This window comes from Glutamicibacter sp. St.4D3 (genome assembly GCF_059728615.1).
The window spans coordinates 2,384,939-2,399,714 of the sequence record NZ_AP039380.1 but is presented as its reverse complement, the minus strand read 5'-3'; the positions used below and the strand labels follow the sequence as shown (position 1 = coordinate 2,399,714).

16 protein-coding genes and 1 tRNA gene are annotated in these 14,776 nt (G+C 64.6%); 12 read left to right on the top strand and 5 right to left on the bottom strand.

Annotated features, from left to right (window positions below; translation table 11 throughout):
* The first annotated feature begins 22 nt into the window (after window positions 1-22).
* The 3 genes from AC6I21_RS11065 to ygfZ all read left to right on the top strand — a co-directional run bounded on the left by AC6I21_RS11065 (window position 23) and on the right by ygfZ (window position 2,748).
* Window positions 23-772 (top strand): hypothetical protein, encoded by a 750-nt coding sequence (locus tag AC6I21_RS11065; protein ID WP_497762389.1) that lies wholly within the window; start codon window positions 23-25, stop codon window positions 770-772.
* 261 nt (window positions 773-1,033) lie between these two features.
* Complete coding sequence (locus tag AC6I21_RS11060) at window positions 1,034-1,672, top strand: nitrobindin family protein (RefSeq protein ID WP_346921558.1); 639 nt, start codon at window positions 1,034-1,036, stop codon at window positions 1,670-1,672.
* Window positions 1,669-2,748, top strand: coding sequence for a CAF17-like 4Fe-4S cluster assembly/insertion protein YgfZ (gene ygfZ / locus AC6I21_RS11055; RefSeq protein ID WP_497762388.1), 1,080 nt, complete (start codon window positions 1,669-1,671; stop codon window positions 2,746-2,748). The genes AC6I21_RS11060 and ygfZ overlap by 4 nt, the downstream gene beginning before the upstream one ends.
* A gap of 134 nt (window positions 2,749-2,882) precedes the next feature.
* On the opposite strand, the gene AC6I21_RS11050 is transcribed toward ygfZ, so the two are convergent.
* The 4 genes from AC6I21_RS11050 to AC6I21_RS11035 form a co-directional block, all read right to left on the bottom strand.
* Window positions 2,883-3,911, bottom strand: coding sequence for a 6-phosphofructokinase (locus AC6I21_RS11050; RefSeq protein ID WP_497762387.1), 1,029 nt, complete (start codon window positions 3,909-3,911; stop codon window positions 2,883-2,885).
* Window positions 3,912-4,144: 233 nt separating this feature from the next.
* The gene (locus AC6I21_RS11045; protein WP_054821522.1) at window positions 4,145-4,387 is read right to left on the bottom strand and encodes a PspC domain-containing protein; all 243 of its coding nucleotides are present in this window, start codon (window positions 4,385-4,387) and stop codon (window positions 4,145-4,147) included.
* 93 nt (window positions 4,388-4,480) lie between these two features.
* Window positions 4,481-4,726 (bottom strand): hypothetical protein, encoded by a 246-nt coding sequence (locus AC6I21_RS11040; protein ID WP_343831899.1) that lies wholly within the window; start codon window positions 4,724-4,726, stop codon window positions 4,481-4,483.
* Window positions 4,727-4,738: 12 nt separating this feature from the next.
* Window positions 4,739-6,136, bottom strand: a complete 1,398-nt coding sequence (locus AC6I21_RS11035; RefSeq protein ID WP_497762386.1) for a PspC domain-containing protein — start codon at window positions 6,134-6,136, stop codon at window positions 4,739-4,741.
* 126 nt (window positions 6,137-6,262) lie between these two features.
* On the opposite strand from AC6I21_RS11035, the gene AC6I21_RS11030 reads away from it, so the two are divergent.
* Together AC6I21_RS11030 and AC6I21_RS11025 are read left to right on the top strand one after the other, a co-directional pair.
* Window positions 6,263-7,537, top strand: coding sequence for an ATP-binding protein (locus AC6I21_RS11030; RefSeq protein ID WP_497762385.1), 1,275 nt, complete (start codon window positions 6,263-6,265; stop codon window positions 7,535-7,537).
* Entirely contained in the window at window positions 7,530-8,213 is a 684-nt protein-coding gene (locus AC6I21_RS11025; RefSeq protein WP_497762384.1) for a LuxR C-terminal-related transcriptional regulator, read from the top strand. The genes AC6I21_RS11030 and AC6I21_RS11025 overlap by 8 nt, the downstream gene beginning before the upstream one ends.
* A gap of 97 nt (window positions 8,214-8,310) precedes the next feature.
* On the opposite strand, the gene AC6I21_RS11020 is transcribed toward AC6I21_RS11025, so the two are convergent.
* Window positions 8,311-9,510, bottom strand: coding sequence for an aminotransferase class I/II-fold pyridoxal phosphate-dependent enzyme (locus tag AC6I21_RS11020; protein ID WP_054820896.1), 1,200 nt, complete (start codon window positions 9,508-9,510; stop codon window positions 8,311-8,313).
* Window positions 9,511-9,778: 268 nt separating this feature from the next.
* Here AC6I21_RS11020 and AC6I21_RS11015 point away from each other — a divergent pair.
* The 7 genes from AC6I21_RS11015 to rplL all read left to right on the top strand — a co-directional run bounded on the left by AC6I21_RS11015 (window position 9,779) and on the right by rplL (window position 14,679).
* Window positions 9,779-9,851: transfer RNA gene (locus AC6I21_RS11015), tRNA-Trp, on the top strand.
* Between the two features lie 122 nt (window positions 9,852-9,973).
* Complete coding sequence (gene secE, locus AC6I21_RS11010) at window positions 9,974-10,228, top strand: preprotein translocase subunit SecE (protein WP_138177147.1); 255 nt, start codon at window positions 9,974-9,976, stop codon at window positions 10,226-10,228.
* A 74-nt stretch (window positions 10,229-10,302) separates the two neighbouring features.
* Window positions 10,303-11,244: a transcription termination/antitermination protein NusG gene (nusG, locus tag AC6I21_RS11005; protein ID WP_391495635.1), complete on the top strand. Its 942-nt coding sequence runs from the start codon at window positions 10,303-10,305 to the stop codon at window positions 11,242-11,244.
* A gap of 128 nt (window positions 11,245-11,372) precedes the next feature.
* Window positions 11,373-11,804: a 50S ribosomal protein L11 gene (rplK, locus tag AC6I21_RS11000; protein WP_054820895.1), complete on the top strand. Its 432-nt coding sequence runs from the start codon at window positions 11,373-11,375 to the stop codon at window positions 11,802-11,804.
* Between the two features lie 130 nt (window positions 11,805-11,934).
* Window positions 11,935-12,636 carry a 50S ribosomal protein L1 gene (rplA, locus tag AC6I21_RS10995; RefSeq protein WP_138177150.1) on the top strand — a complete coding sequence of 234 codons (702 nt, stop codon included), beginning with the start codon at window positions 11,935-11,937 and terminating at the stop codon, window positions 12,634-12,636.
* Between the two features lie 1,063 nt (window positions 12,637-13,699).
* The gene (rplJ, locus tag AC6I21_RS10990; RefSeq protein WP_138177152.1) at window positions 13,700-14,221 is read left to right on the top strand and encodes a 50S ribosomal protein L10; all 522 of its coding nucleotides are present in this window, start codon (window positions 13,700-13,702) and stop codon (window positions 14,219-14,221) included.
* Between the two features lie 80 nt (window positions 14,222-14,301).
* Complete coding sequence (rplL, locus tag AC6I21_RS10985) at window positions 14,302-14,679, top strand: 50S ribosomal protein L7/L12 (RefSeq protein WP_138177155.1); 378 nt, start codon at window positions 14,302-14,304, stop codon at window positions 14,677-14,679.
* Window positions 14,680-14,776 lie beyond the last annotated feature (97 nt).

Below are 14,776 nucleotides of genomic sequence, written 5' to 3'. Positions count from 1 at the left end.
TGCGCGTTGCCAACGATCCAGGATGGACAGTTTGAGAGTCAAGGTACTGATTAGCGGGCTGCTCGCCGCGGCCGCATTGCTCGTGGCGGCGACCCTGGACACTCCGGGTCTCTCGGTGGGAGCGATCACCGCCGTGCTGCAGCTGCTTTTCGCCTACAGCTGGCCCACCCTTACCCGCAGCACCCAGCCTTGGCCGCTGCGCATCATCCTGGCGTTGGCCGGGCTGCTGGCCACCTTCTTCGCCGTGGGAATGCTCGGCCCGGTGGGGATGGGCGCCAGCATGCTGGTCATCGCGGTCGGAGTCCCGCTGGTGTTCATGTCCCAGGTGTTCAGGGGGACCGAGGCCAGCGGCCGGCTGTCGAACACCGTCAGCGGAATCAGCGGCCTGGCCGTGGTGTCCCAGGGAGCTGGACTCTCCGCGTTGGGGGCCTCACCCAGCGGCTTTGGCATCATCCTGGTCAGCGTCATCGCCCTGCTCGGTGCCGGGGCCTGCGCCATGACCCGGCTGCCGGACCGCGCCGTCATCTTCTTGGCCCCGCTCACCGGTGCGGCCCTCGGCGCCGCGAGCAGCGCGCTGCCGCTGGATTTGGCCTGGTACCACTGCCTGCTGATTGGTGCGCTCGCCGGAGTGCTGGTGGGCTGCCTGCGGGCCATCACCCTGGCCAGCCGGGCGGTGAAGCGGGTGGAGGACATGCTCGCCGTATCCACGCTGATCCTGCTGTTGACCGGGTCGCTGAGCTGGTACGCCATGCAGGTGCTCGGGCAGGTCTGAATCGGAAATGACGGAGGGCACGTGATTCGCCTCTCGTTGATTAAGTAACCTGCGCCCGCGGCGCGCTAGGATGGAGCCATGAACGAAAATTACCTTGCACTAGAGATCTTCTACCTGGCGCTGCTGACCGTTGCCGGTCTGGGCATGGCCGGTTTCGCCGGACTGGTTGTCAAGCGCCTTTTCAAGGGGCAGAAGTAGGAAAGGCGCACACCGCAGGGTGTGCGCCTCTTTCATTTACATCCACGGAAAGCGAGCGCCGTTATGGCTATTGAAATTCCCACGGATCTCACCCCGGAACTCGTTCCGCTGTCCTGGCTGATCGGTGTCTGGGAAGGCTCGGGCAAGCTGGGCGAAGGCGAAGCAGATGACGAGCACTTCTGGCAGCAGGTGACCTTCCGGGACACCGGTCTGCCCTACCTGGAGTACCGCAGCGAATCCTGGCTCACCGATGCCGAAGGCACCCGGCTGCGCCCCCTGGCCGTCGAGTCCGGCTTCTGGTCCCTGGACCGCAAGCAGGAAGCCGCCGACCCTGGCCCGGGCATGACTCCCGGCGACCCGTTCCCGGTGCTGCGCTCGGCCGACGATGTCGAGAAGCTGCGCACCGAAGACGGTTTCAAGATCCAGGCCAGCATCAACCATCCGGGCGGTCTCAGCGAACTGTACTACGGGGTCATCAACGGCCCGCGCATTCAGCTGGCGACCGAGGCCCTGCTGCGCAGCGAAAACTCGAAGCCCTACGCCTCCTCGACCCGCATCTACGGGCTGGTGGGCGGGGACCTGTTCTGGCGTTGGGACGTCTCACAGGGCGATAGCGATTTGAAGGCCCACGCGTCGGCGGCCCTGAAACGGGTTGGCCAGACCGAGCCGGGCCAAGCGGGAGAAGACGGAAACCAGGAATGAGCAAAAAGTACACTTCGGTTCTGCTGCAGCGTGACGGGGCCGTGGAGGCCCCCGGCGTGGATGCCGGGGTTGCCGCCCACTACGGGGCACCGACCCGTGAGGCCCGCAGCCTCTTCGACGGTACCGCGGTGGCGGACCTGAGCCACCTGGACATCCTGCAGCTGCGCGGCGAAGACCGCTTGACGTGGCTGGACACCATCAGCAGCCAGCGCTTGAGCGACGTGAAGCCGGGGCAGAGCACCCAAAGCCTGCTGTTGAGCGTCCAGGGCCGGGTGGAGCATGAGCTGAAAATCCTGGCCGCCGACGACCTGTTGTGGATCATCGCCGAGCCCGGGCGGGGTGAACCGCTGGCGGAGTACCTGAACTCGATGCGGTTCATGTCCCGGGTTGAAGTCGTGGATTGTTCAAATACCCACGGGGTCATTGCCAGCACCAGGCCGCGCCCCGAACTGGGCGATGTGGTGTGGGAGAACCCCTGGCCGAATGTGATCGGCGGGGGACATGCGTACTCCACCGGGGAGCACCCGGGCCTGGAACGGCCCTGGTTTGAGTACATCGTGCCGCTGGAGCAGCTGGCCTCCCTGGTCGGGGACCTGTTCCTGGCCGGGACCATGGCGGTGGAGGCGCTTCGCATCGCGGCCTGGGAGCCGCGGTTCATCGTGGACACCGATGACAAGAGCATCCCGCACGAACTGGACTGGCTGCGTACCGCGGTGCACCTGAACAAGGGCTGCTACAAGGGCCAGGAAACCATTGCCCGGGTTCACAACCTGGGTCATCCGCCGCGTCGCCTGGCGATGCTGCACCTGGACGGGTCCATGCACACCCTGCCTGCGCCCGGTTCACCGGTCAAGGACGGGGAACGGGTTGTCGGCCGGGTCACCTCGGTGGCATTGCACTACGAGGCCGGGCCGATTGCCCTGGCCACGCTGCGCCGCAATGTGCAGCCGGATGCCGAACTGGTGGTCCAGGACGGTGAAAGCAGCTACCCGGCCGCCCAGGAGGTCATCGTTTCACCGGAGGCCGGCCAGGTGGCCGGCCGGTTCACCGGCTTCCTGCGCCCGCCACGCGGCTGACCAGGCGCCAAGTACGCACCGCCGCGGGCCACCGCGGCCTTCTTCCTCTGGAGGGCAGCGGTGGCCCGCGGCCGTTAAACGCCCCGGCCCCGGCCCCGCGATGGGGGCCGGGGCCGGGATGATGTGCGGCCGGGTCAGCCGAAGAGGATCTTTGCCTCGTCATAGCGGTCCTGCGGCACGCGCTTGAGGTTGTTCACCGCCGCGCTGAGCGGGACCCGGTTAATCTGCGTGCCGTGCAGGGCCACCATGGTGCCCCACTGGCCGGCGGCCACCGAATCCACCGACGCCATGCCCAGGCGGGTGGCCAGCACGCGGTCAAAGGCGGTCGGCACGCCGCCGCGCTGAATGTGTCCCAGCACGGTGGCGCGGGTTTCCAGGCCGGTGTTCTGCTCAATGAGCGGGGCCAGGACTTCACCGATCCCACCCAGCCGGGGCCGACCATGGCGGTCCACCCCGCGGGAGCTGAACGCGGCATCCTCACCCTCGGGCACGAACCCCTCGGACACCACCACCAGCGGTGCGCGGCCACGTTCGTGGGCTTCACGCACCCAGGTGAAGATCTGTTCCATGCTGGTGGACACCTCGGGGATCAGGATCGCGTGGGCGCCGGAGGCCATGCCGGCGTGCAGGGCAATCCAGCCCACGTCGCGGCCCATCACCTCGGCCACCATGCACCGGTGGTGGGATTCGCCGGTGGTGCGCAACCGGTCAATGGCCTCCACGGCGATCTGGTTGGCGGTGTCGAAGCCGAAGGTGTAGTCGGTGGCGTCCAGGTCGTTGTCGATGGTCTTGGGGACTCCGACAATCGGCAGTCCCGCTTCGCACAGGCGCTGGGCCCCGGCCAGGGTGCCCTCCCCGCCGATCGCGATGACCGCGTCCACCTCCAGGCGGGCCAGGGTCTGGCGGATCTGCTCCGGACCCCCGTTTTCGCCCTCGAACGGGTTGGTGCGTGAGGTGCCCAGGATTGTTCCGCCTTGCTTGGAGATGCCGCGCACCTGGTGGCGCGGCAGCGGCATCAGGCCGCCTTCCTTGACCCCGCGCCAGCCGTCACGGAACCCGACGAATTCATAGTCGTAGCTTTTGATCCCGTTCAGCACGGCGCCGCGGATGACGGCGTTCAAGCCGGGGCAGTCGCCGCCGGAGGTCAACAGGCCAATACGCATATCTGCTCATTTCTGCCGGGACGAACAGCCGCACCGATGCGTGCGGAGCAGGACCAGCGGGCCAGCCACCCTCATGGATTGGATCTGTTCATCATCTGTCGTTGTCCACAGCGCCCCGTTGAGCCGTCTACGTTGCGAGTCTATCGGCTTAAGGATGCGGCGGCGAGTACACCGGGAAGATCCCTTCCGGTGTACTCGCCGCCACTCTCGCCCCGCTTGCCGGGACGCGGCCGCTACAGCGCGCGCAACCACTTTTGCAGGATAATGCTGCCATCCTGGGCCGGAATCAGCAGCCACGCCACGATGTAGGCGCCAATGCCAATGACCGGCAGCAGGAAGGAGAGCAGCATCGCGATCCGCACAAGCGAAACGTCCCAGCCGAACTTGTCGGCAATGCCGCCAGCCACACCGCCGGCCATGCGCGCCGGTCCGCGACGCAGCGGCATGGAACGCAGGGAGTTGAAGAATTTATCCATCAGGGTCCGTCCTTAGATAGTGCTCGTCAAAACAATGGGTTCGGCCAACGTCCGCCTCGGGGACGGGCCACGGGGTGAAAGTACCCCAGGGTACTAGAAGGCGGTCGAGTCGTGTGGCGGGTACTCCTTGCGTTTGGCCGCACGCCGGGCCGAGCCGATGCCCGAGACGATCAACGCGACACCGGCCAGGGCAATCAACGCGATAAAGAACAGCGGGGCGTCGAAGTCCCAGGACAGCACGTGACGGCTCAATTGTGCCAGTGCCACCAGAACCAGGATCAATCCGAATACCAGGGTTCCGGTGGGGAACTTGGAACGGTCATATTTTTCGGGAGTCATTGTTGCTCATCCTTAGAAATCTGGGGTGGTCACGGTGCTGGAGTCCGAGGGCAGCGCATTGATCTTTGAGAAGGCGCCGTTCACGTCCACGATCAGCAGTGGTTTGCTCGAGTCGCTGCTCCCCGGGGCGCCGCTACCGTGCTGGGAGAGGAAGATGCCATCACTTTGGATGCGTACCGGCACTTCCTCGGGCAGCCGCAGGTTCACCGAGGCAAAGACGGTGTTGACCTCGACGGTGGTTGGTGAGGTGATGTCGGCGTACTGTCGCAGGTCGATGGTGGCGTTGCTGAAGATCGCGTTGTACTCACCGTCGCTGTCCGAAGTGATGACCCCGCCGGAGCTGGTGCCAAATCCGCTGCTGCTTACGCCCCCGGAGTTGCCGAAGATCAGGGTCAGCACCAGCAGCGGGATCGCCAACCCCAGCAGGCCCCCACTGGTGCGGTGTGCCAGGGCCGCGATCACCAGGGCCAGGCCCACGAAGAGCAGGCCCAGGGACAGCGCCAACGGCCAGGAGCCGCCGGGGAAGTCGACCAGTCCGAGGTAGTCAAGGCCGAAGACCACGGCAATGATCAGTGCCGTCGCCCCGACAATGATGGTGGCCACCCAACCTGGGATCGGGGGTGCCAACGGAATCTTCTGCTTGCCCTTGGACTCCTTGCCGGTGTAGTAATCCTTGCCGGGGTACTCATCCTGCCCGGAAGGGGGCTGGGTGCCGGGGTAGTAGTGGCCCGAATCGGACTCCATGGTGGGCTCCTTGATGTTGAAGCGGGAACGGGGTGGCGTGTCGGAGGCCGAGCGCCCGAAGATGTTCTGCGGCCCGGGCTGCCGTGGCAGGTCCTGCTCAGCGCGGACCGTGTCATCCACCGGGTTCGCTGAAGGAGCCGGGTCCTGCCAGCTGACTTCCGGATCATGCAGCACCACTGCGGTGCTGCCGGTGTGTCCGCTGGCATCCGCCGGATAGGTCGGGGCGGCGGTGTCGGTGGGGCGCGGACCGCGGGCGAACTTCGTGTTGTTGCGGCTAAAGACCACGAACAGCACGCCGGCGACAATCAGCAGCGGCCACACGAACGGGGCGATGCTGCTAAAGGCCCAGGGGGCGGGCCCGACACCGAGCAGGAAGGTGACCAGGGCACCGGTCATGCCGCTGGTCCAGTTCTTCTGCAGCGCCTGCTCGACATGGATTTGGCCGTTCTCATCCGGCAGGAACGCCCACGCCAGGCCGTAGGCGATCAAGCCCACTCCGCCCAGCAGGGCCAGGGCGACCGCCACACCGCGCACCAGCACCGCGTCAACCTGCAGGCGCTGCGCGATGCCGGCGGCCACACCGCCCAGCCACTGCGATTCGCTGCGGCGGATCTGCTGCTGACGCAGGCTGTCGAAGATTTTGTGCGAGGAGTGATCTTGGTCCATGCCCCCATTCTTTCGCGCCTTGCCCCGCCCCCGCTATGAGGTACTACCCTGATTCGACCCTGAGGGCACCCGTAAAACGCCACGTGGGTCTGGGGAAAGACCCTGCGAACATGCTTGACTTGAACCATGGAGACACCCGAGCAGCCCCGGCGCATCGTCAGAAGCGAATCGCGCCTGCTGGCCGGTGTCTGTGCAGGGCTGGCCGAGCACCTGAACCTGCCGGTCAGCTACGTGCGCCTGGGGTTTTTGCTGTTGACGGCCATCGGCGGCATCGGGGCCGTGCTGTACGCCTGGCTGTGGGTGTTCACCCCCAGCAGCCAGGAGTCCCAGGCCGATGAGCAGCGAAGCACCGGCACCCGGCGGCGCAGCCTGGCCGAGGAGCTGGGCCTGGACGCCCCCGGCAGCCTGAACCCCCGAGAGGTCGCCCTGAAGCTGGGATCCATGCGCGAGGTGCTTGTGGGCGTGGTGCTCACGGTGCTGGCCCTGCTGGCCCTGGGCCAATGGCTGGGGTGGAACATCCGCTGGGATCTGATTTGGCCAAGCATTGGGATCGTGGCCGGGGTGCTGCTGGCCTGGCTGCAGATTGACGGGCGCGGCGGCCCGCAGGCCACCCGCAAGGAACGTGCCGGGGCCCTGAGCCGGCTGGTGGTCGGGCTGCTGCTGGTCATTGGCGGGCTGCTGCTGATTGTCAACGGGACGGTGAGCACCTCGGATCTGATCGGCGGGATCTGGGCGGCGCTGGCGATCTTCGGCGGGGCGCTGGTGGTGCTGCTGCCCTTCGGCACCAGACTGTGGCGTGACTACCTGGCAGAACGCAGTTCCCGACAGGCCGCGGCACAGCGCGCCGAATTCGCCGCACACCTGCACGACTCGGTGCTGCAGACCCTGGCCGTGATCCAGAAGCGGGCCGGCGACCCGGCCGCGGTGCGGGCCCTGGCCCGCAGCCAGGAACGTGAACTGCGCCAGTGGCTGTACGGGGACGAGGACGTCTCCGAGGGAGACGTGGTGGCCGAGATCTCCCAGGAAGCGGCGCAAATCGAGCAGCTGATGCTGCGCGAGGTGGATGTGGTCTCCGTGGGCTCCGCACAGGGGTTCGAGGGGCAGCACGCCCTGGTGCAGGCCAGCCGGGAGGCCATGATGAACGCGGCCAAGCACGCCACCGGGCTGATCTCGGTGTTCATTGAATGCGGTGAGCAGGCCGTGGAGGTGTTCATCCGCGACCGCGGGGACGGCTTTGACCCACAGGACATTGACCCGGACCGGCAGGGCGTGCGCGAATCGATCCTGGGCCGGATGGAGCGGGCCGGCGGCGAGGCGAAGATCCGCAGCGGCGAGCACGGAACCGAAATACAGTTGAAGATGCCGCGCACCACGGCAGGAAAGGCAAACCACCATGACTGACCCAGTGCCCGCAGGCACCCAGGAACCCGAGGCACCGATCCGGGTGCTGCTGGTCGATGACCACGCCATCTTTCGTTCGGGACTGAAAAGCGACCTGGATCCCGACCTGAAGGTGGTTGGGGAGGCCGGCACCGTGGAACAAGCCATCGAGCAGATCACCGCACTGTGCCCGGACGTGGTGCTGCTGGACGTGCACCTGCCCGGCGGACGCGGGGGCGGGGGAGCCGAGGTGCTGCGCGGGTGCGCCCACCTGCTGGCGCAGACCCGCTTCTTGGCGTTGAGCGTGTCGGATGCGGCCCATGACGTGGTCACGGTGATCCGCAGCGGGGCGCGCGGCTATGTCACCAAGAGCATTTCCGGTCCCGAGATTTCCGATGCAGTGCGGCGGGTGGCTGGCGGGGACGCGGTCTTCTCACCCCGGTTGGCCGGGTTCGTGCTGGACGCCTTCGGCAGCAGCCAGCCCGAGCAAATCGACACCGAACTGGACCTGCTCTCGGATCGGGAACTGCAGGTGATGCGGCTGATCGCCCGCGGCTACAGCTATAAGGAAGTGGCCAAGGAGCTGTTCATCTCGGTCAAGACCGTTGAGTCCCATGTCTCCAACGTGCTGCGCAAGCTGCAGCTGTCCAACCGCCATGAACTGACCCGGTGGGCGGTGGACCGCAAGATCCTGTGACCGGTGCCCGAAAGCCCGGAACGGCTGTGGCCGGAACCTGAACCCAGGTTCCGGCCACAGCCGTGATGCGTATTCGGTGCCGCTCAGGGCGCCAGTGCTACTTGGCTTCGCCCAGCAGGGCGGCCATCCGGGCGACACCCTCGGCCAGGTCCGCGTCGCCCAGGGCATAGGACATGCGGATGAAGCCGGAAGGGCCAAAGGCCTCACCGGGCACCACCGCAACCTCGGCCTCCTCCAGGATCAGCGCGGCCAGTTCGGCGCTGGTGGTGCTCACCTTCCCGCGGATCTCGCGTCCCAGCAGGCCGCGCACATCCGAGTAGGCGTAGAAGGCGCCCTCCGGGGTGGGGCAGGAGAGCCCGTCAATGGCGTTCAGCGCCTCGACGATCGCCAACCGGCGGCGGTTGAACGCGGTTTTCATCTCGTTCACCGCATCCAGCGGCCCGGCTACCGCGGCCAGGGCGGCGCGCTGGGACACGTTGGCCACGTTGGAGGTGGCGTGGGACTGCAGGTTCGTGGCGGCCTTGATGACATCACTGGGGCCGATCATCCAGCCCACCCGCCAGCCGGTCATGGCGTAGGTCTTGGCGACGCCGTTCAGCACCACGACCTTGTCGGCCAGCTCCGGCACCAGCGTGGCGATCGAGGAGAACTCCGCCTGCCCGTAGGTCAGGTGCTCATAAATCTCGTCGGTGACCACCCACAAGCCCTTGCTGGCCGCCCAGCGGCCAATCTCAGCGACCTCGGCGGGGGAGTAGACGGCGCCGGTCGGGTTCGACGGGGAGACGAAAAGCAGCACCTTGCTGCGTTCGCTCAGAACCGACTCCAGCTGCTCCACGGTGACCTTGTAGCCCTGTTCCGGGCCGGCGAACACGGACACCGGAACCCCGCCGTGCAGGCGCACCGCCTCCGGGTAGGTCGTCCAGTAGGGGGCGGGGATGATGACCTCATCGCCCGGATCCAGCAGGGTGGCGAACGTGTTGTAGACCGCCTGCTTGCCGCCGTTGGTGATCAGCACCTGATTCGGTTCGACCTTGTAGCCCGAATCGCGCAGCGTCTTTTCCGCCACTGCCTCACGCAGCTCCGGCAGGCCAGCGGCCGGGGAGTAGCGGTGGTTGCGCGGGTCCTGGGCGGCCTGCACGGCGGCCTGGACAATGTAGTCGGGGGTCGGGAAATCCGGCTCGCCGGCACCAAACCCGATCACCGGACGGCCGGCGGCCTTCAGCGCCTTGGCCTTGGCGTCCACCGCCAGGGTTGCGGATTCGGAGATGGCGCCAATGCGGCGGGAGATTCTAGACATATCTGGGGGCATCCTGACGTCTGAGAAGATGAGTACGTACCTCTAGCTTAAGGCCAAGGCAGGGCCGGATTCATGCTCGGCCGGGCAAGATGACGCGCCGGGTGGCCCACCAGGACGCCCCGAATGCGGTGTAGGGCACACTGCTCCCTGTCAGTTCGACAATCATCTCATCATTGCGTAGAGTTATTTCTCGGTGCGAAGGCGCCGGCGGTGATCAGCTGCTCTGACACGTTCAGATATAGTTGATGTCACCAGAGTGAAAACTCGAAGGGTAGTGGCGCAATTGGTAGCGCAGCGGTCTCCAAAACCGCAGGTTGCAGGTTCGAGTCCTGTCTGCCCTGCGCAGTAGCGATTGACGAAAAAATCGCACAGCGAATCTCACGTCACGGTGTGTTGTGGTCGGCCAGGCTGCGACACACCGTGATTGTTTCAACTGGCCTATTTTATTGAAACGAGGAACACGGTGAGCGAATCAGCTGTCTCCCATCCGGGAAATGACAAGAAATCCCGTCGCGGATTTTTCGGCCGCATCGCCCTGTTCATCCGGCAGGTCATCTCGGAACTGAAAAAAGTCGTGACTCCGACCCGTAGCGAATTGATCAACTACACCCTGGTTGTCATCGCCTTCGTTGTCATCGTGATGCTCATCGTGACGGCCCTGGACTTTGTCTTCGGGGCAGGGTCCACCCTCCTGTTCACAAACAGGCCAGAGCAGTAGAATTTCCTGCGCGAGCCGCCATGCGGCGCGTCAGGGCCCCAGGTGTACATCAGTAGAAGAAAGCAGGAGCTGCAGTGTCCGACCAGGAACTCGAACCGCAGAATAACAACGAGGTAGAAGCCGAGTTCGTCGCGACCAATGACGAGCAGACCGGCAATGCCGAAGATGTCATTTTCGCCGACGGCACTTCCGACACCGACGGCACCGTGGATGTTGAAGGCACCGTGGACGCCGAGGGCGCCCTGGACGAAGAGGAAACCCTCGACGAAGCCTCCCAGCCCGTACAGCTCGATGACATCGCCGCGGACACCGCCGATGACCCGGCCCTGGTTGCCGAGGCCGACGAGGACGCCAGCGAGGCAGTGGCCGAAGCCGTTGCCGAAGAGGACGAGCAAGCCGTCAGCGTTGAGGCGCTGAAGGAAGAGTTCCGCGCCAAGCTGCGCCGCCAGCCCGGCGACTGGTTCGTGATCCACACCTACGCCGGTTATGAGAACCGCGTGAAGCTGAACCTGGAGACCCGCATCCAGACCCAGGACATGGATGACTTCATCTATGAGATCCAGGTCCCGATGGAAGAGGTCGTCGAGGTCAAGAACACCCAGCGCAAGATCGTGCGCCGCGTGCGCATCCCCGGCTACGTGCTGGTTCGCATGGAACTGACCGACGCCTCATGGGGTGTTGTTCGACACACCCCGGGCGTGACCGGCTTCGTGGGCAACGCCCACGACCCGAATCCGCTGACCCTGGATGAAGTGTTCTCCATGCTGGAGCACACCGTGGTGGATCCGACCGAGCAGCCCTCCGCCTCGAAGCCGGGCCGCGCACCGATCACCGAGGTCAAGGTCGATTTCGAGGTTGGCGAATCGGTGATCGTCAACGACGGACCGTTCGAAACCATGCCGGCCACGATCTCCGAGATCAAGCTGGAGGCCGCGCAGCTGGTGGTGCTGGTCTCGATCTTCGAGCGCGAGACCCCGGTGACCCTGAACTTCAACCAGGTCACCAAGATCCAGTAGTATTGAGTCTTCGTGCCCCTCACGTTTGCTTTGCGTGAGCCGGGCACGTTCGGCCGCCGCGCCACGGCGGCCATCAGCCCGTGTCACGCTCCTGTGCCGCGGGAAACGCAAGAGTAGAAGGACCCGACATGGCCCCAAAGAAAAAGGTCACCGGACTTATCAAGCTGCAGATCCAGGCAGGCGCCGCTAACCCGGCTCCTCCGATCGGTCCTGCCCTTGGTCAGCACGGCGTCAACATCATGGAATTCTGCAAGGCTTACAACGCTGCCACCGAGTCGCAGCGCGGTAACGTTGTTCCGGTTGAAATCACCGTGTACGAAGACCGTTCGTTCACCTTCATCACCAAGACCCCGCCGGCTGCCGAGCTGATCAAGAAGGCTGCAGGCGTTGGCAAGGGTTCGGCCACCCCGCACACCACCAAGGTTGCGAAGCTGACCCAGGCCCAGGTTGAGGAAATCGCCAACACCAAGATGGCTGACCTGAACGCGAACGATCTGGAAGCCGCTTCGAAGATCATCGCCGGCACCGCCCGCTCCATGGGCATCACCGTCGAGGGCTAAGACCCTCACCCTGCAGCCCGCAACGGCTGCAACCACCAACATTTCAACAGGGGACCTGCCTGGCAGGCCCCGCCAGTGGCAGGACCGAGCGCGGTCCTCAAGACCACGACTGCATAAGGAGAAAACGCAGATGGCAAAGCGCAGCAAAGCATACTTGGCCGCCGCGGCCAAGATTCAGGCTGACAAGTTCTACGAGCCAGCCGAGGCTATCGCCCTGGCCAAGGAGATCGCCGGCGAGAAGACCAACTCGACCGTTGAGGTCGCCTTCCGCCTGGGCGTTGACCCTCGCAAGGCCGACCAGATGGTTCGCGGCACCGTGAACCTGCCGCACGGCACCGGTAAGACCGCCCGCGTGGTTGTCTTCGCCAACGGCGACAAGGCAGAAGCTGCCCGCGCCGCCGGCGCCGACTTCGTCGGCTCCGACGACCTGATCGAAAAGATCCAGGGCGGCTGGACCGACTTCGACGCCGCCGTGGCAACCCCGGACCTGATGGGCAAGGTTGGCCGCCTGGGTAAGATCCTGGGCCCGCGTAACCTGATGCCGAACCCGAAGACCGGCACCGTGACCATGGACGTGGCCAAGGCTGTCACCGACATCAAGGGCGGCAAGATCGACTTCCGCGTCGACAAGCACTCGAACCTGCACTTCATCATCGGCAAGGCATCCTTCGATGCCAAGCAGCTGACCGAGAACTACGCAGCCGCTCTGGAAGAGATCCTGCGCCTGAAGCCTTCGGCTTCCAAGGGCCGCTACATCTCCAAGGCCACCATCGCCACCACCTTCGGCCCGGGCATCGCTCTGGACCCGAATGTGACCCGCGTGAGCGCCTAGTCACCCAGTTCCACTGAAGCCTCGGCCCCGGCCTGCCACCTGATGGTGGCGGTTCGGGGCCGAGGCTTTTGCCGTCCCTGAGCCAAGCCGGCAGCGGCAGGAACACGGGGCCGGGGGCCTGGGCACGCGCTCCAGTTCCTTGCCATCCGGCTGCGACATGAGCTTTTGGAAGAATTATCACGCAGGGGAGTTGGCTCTGGGCGAAATTCCGGACTCGACCAGCTGCCCTTCGGAGCCCGCGGGCTGGCTCCAGCGGACATACCGACCTTGAGGTTTTCTGGGAGTTCTTGGAAGTCTCCTGTGAGTTGGATTGCACTCCACGCTCTCGCCGGGGCGTTTTGCCGCAGAATCTCGGGCTTTATGCCCTGAAATGAACGCCGGTTTGCTATTTCCAGGTTCGCCAAATTAATGCAAACTGTTGGTTCAAAGGGAGGAAAAGTGCTTGCTGGGACAGCATGATCGGCTCGTGAGATGACCTGAACCCCGAGTTGCATGTAGACGGGTTGGTGGTGATACTGTGAAGACACCGATGTGAATCGGCGGTGATTGCATGGGACCCCCAAGACTATGCAATCACTGGACACCGAAGTTTCCCCAAGCTTCGTGTCGACAAGAGCCTGTTGTCAGCGTCCCCCAAGTGCTGGCAATGGGCCTTGTCCTTTTAACCGCCAGTTGAGCCGGATGCGGCGAAGCGCAGGCCGGCCGCAGCACCGACCGAGGGCCGTCCAGGTGAGACCGGGAAGTCTTGCAAACTGCCACACGTGAGCCGTCGGCGGGGGAGTAGGGCTGGGCCCGGCCGTGGTTCAGATCATAGGCCAAGACGACCTCCGGGATTTGGAGTATGGGGCGCGCTCAAACTAGGATGGAAGAACCGAAGACCGTCGGTTGAGCATTTTCCACTGGAGAACCGCTCCGAAGTGTCCGCAAGGACTGCCAACGCAGGTTACATAGATTGTCTCAACTGCTTATGTGAGTTGAGCTGCCCTGTGCTCCTGCGCGGGGCGTTTTTTATGCGCTCCGCCGGTTATGAAACGGTACCGAACTGAACCCCGGAAGGAGTGTTATGGCAACGCAGACCAAGAACGCCGCGATCCAGTCGATCGCTGCCGAGTTCAAGGAATCCAGCGCGGCTGTCCTGACCGAATACCGTGGGCTTACCGTTGCACAGCTCAAGGAACTGCGCCGTTCGCTTGGTCAGGAGACCAAGTACGCGGTTGTGAAGAACACCTTGACTGAAATCGCAGCAAAGGAAGCTGGCATCGACGCGTTCGAAGGCCAGCTGACCGGTCCAACCGCTATCGCCTTCATTAAGGGCGATGCAGTTGCCGCCGCCAAGAGCCTCACGGAGTTCGCCAAGAGCAACCAGCAGCTGATCATCAAGTCCGGTTTCTTCGAGGGCTCCGCCCTGGATGAAGCAGGCATTGCCGCTTTGGCTGCACTGGAGTCCCGCGAACACCAGCTCGCCCGCGTTGCAGGCGTTCTGCAGGCCCCGGCCTCGGCCGCTGCACGCATCGTGGACGCACTGCGTATCAAGCTCGAAGAGAACGGTGGCGAAGCTGCCGAGGAAGCTCCGGCAGAAGCCTAAGCTGACGCGATTCTCTCGCAACGTAACCCCAAATCATTACGGTTCCCAGATCTGGGATCCATAACCGAAAGGACGCCACCATGGCGAAGCTCACCACCGACGAGCTGCTCGACGCATTCAAGGAAATGACCATCATCGAACTGTCCGAGTTCGTGAAGCAGTTCGAGGAGACCTTCGAGGTCACCGCCGCTGCTGTTGCCGTTGCCGGTCCGGCCGGCGGCGCTGGCGAAGCTGCTGCTGAAGAGAAGACCGAGTTCGACGTGATCCTGGAGTCGGCTGGCGACAAGAAGATCGCAGTCATCAAGGAAGTTCGCGCTCTGACCTCGCTGGGTCTGAAGGAAGCCAAGGAGCTCGTTGACGGCGCTCCGAAGCCGATCCTGGAAGGCGCCGACAAGGACGCCGCCGAGAAGGCCAAGGAAGCACTGGAAGGCGCTGGCGCTACCGTCACCCTCAAGTAAGCTTCAGCGGTCACTCGCAGCCTTACTCCCCGGGGCCCCGCGGACGAGCAATCGTCCACGGGGCCTCGGGCCGTTAAACGGGAAAAAATCGTTATCG

Excerpts from the sequence above, each read along its gene's own strand:
- AC6I21_RS11020 (WP_054820896.1), bottom strand. The coding sequence starts at position 9,510 with ATGTCTAGAATCTCCCGCCGCATTGGCGCCATCTCCGAATCCGCAACC.
- rplJ (WP_138177152.1), top strand. The coding sequence starts at position 13,700 with ATGGCAACGCAGACCAAGAACGCCGCGATCCAGTCGATCGCTGCCGAG.
- AC6I21_RS11060 (WP_346921558.1), top strand. The coding sequence starts at position 1,034 with ATGGCTATTGAAATTCCCACGGATCTCACCCCGGAACTCGTTCCGCTG.
- rplA (WP_138177150.1), top strand. The coding sequence starts at position 11,935 with ATGGCAAAGCGCAGCAAAGCATACTTGGCCGCCGCGGCCAAGATTCAG.
- AC6I21_RS11040 (WP_343831899.1), bottom strand. The coding sequence starts at position 4,726 with ATGACTCCCGAAAAATATGACCGTTCCAAGTTCCCCACCGGAACCCTG.
- AC6I21_RS11065 (WP_497762389.1), top strand. The coding sequence starts at position 23 with ATGGACAGTTTGAGAGTCAAGGTACTGATTAGCGGGCTGCTCGCCGCG.
- rplK (WP_054820895.1), top strand. The coding sequence starts at position 11,373 with ATGGCCCCAAAGAAAAAGGTCACCGGACTTATCAAGCTGCAGATCCAG.
- rplL (WP_138177155.1), top strand. The coding sequence starts at position 14,302 with ATGGCGAAGCTCACCACCGACGAGCTGCTCGACGCATTCAAGGAAATG.
- ygfZ (WP_497762388.1), top strand. The coding sequence starts at position 1,669 with ATGAGCAAAAAGTACACTTCGGTTCTGCTGCAGCGTGACGGGGCCGTG.
- AC6I21_RS11025 (WP_497762384.1), top strand. The coding sequence starts at position 7,530 with ATGACTGACCCAGTGCCCGCAGGCACCCAGGAACCCGAGGCACCGATC.
- AC6I21_RS11035 (WP_497762386.1), bottom strand. The coding sequence starts at position 6,136 with ATGGACCAAGATCACTCCTCGCACAAAATCTTCGACAGCCTGCGTCAG.
- AC6I21_RS11030 (WP_497762385.1), top strand. The coding sequence starts at position 6,263 with ATGGAGACACCCGAGCAGCCCCGGCGCATCGTCAGAAGCGAATCGCGC.
- AC6I21_RS11050 (WP_497762387.1), bottom strand. The coding sequence starts at position 3,911 with ATGCGTATTGGCCTGTTGACCTCCGGCGGCGACTGCCCCGGCTTGAAC.
- AC6I21_RS11045 (WP_054821522.1), bottom strand. The coding sequence starts at position 4,387 with ATGGATAAATTCTTCAACTCCCTGCGTTCCATGCCGCTGCGTCGCGGA.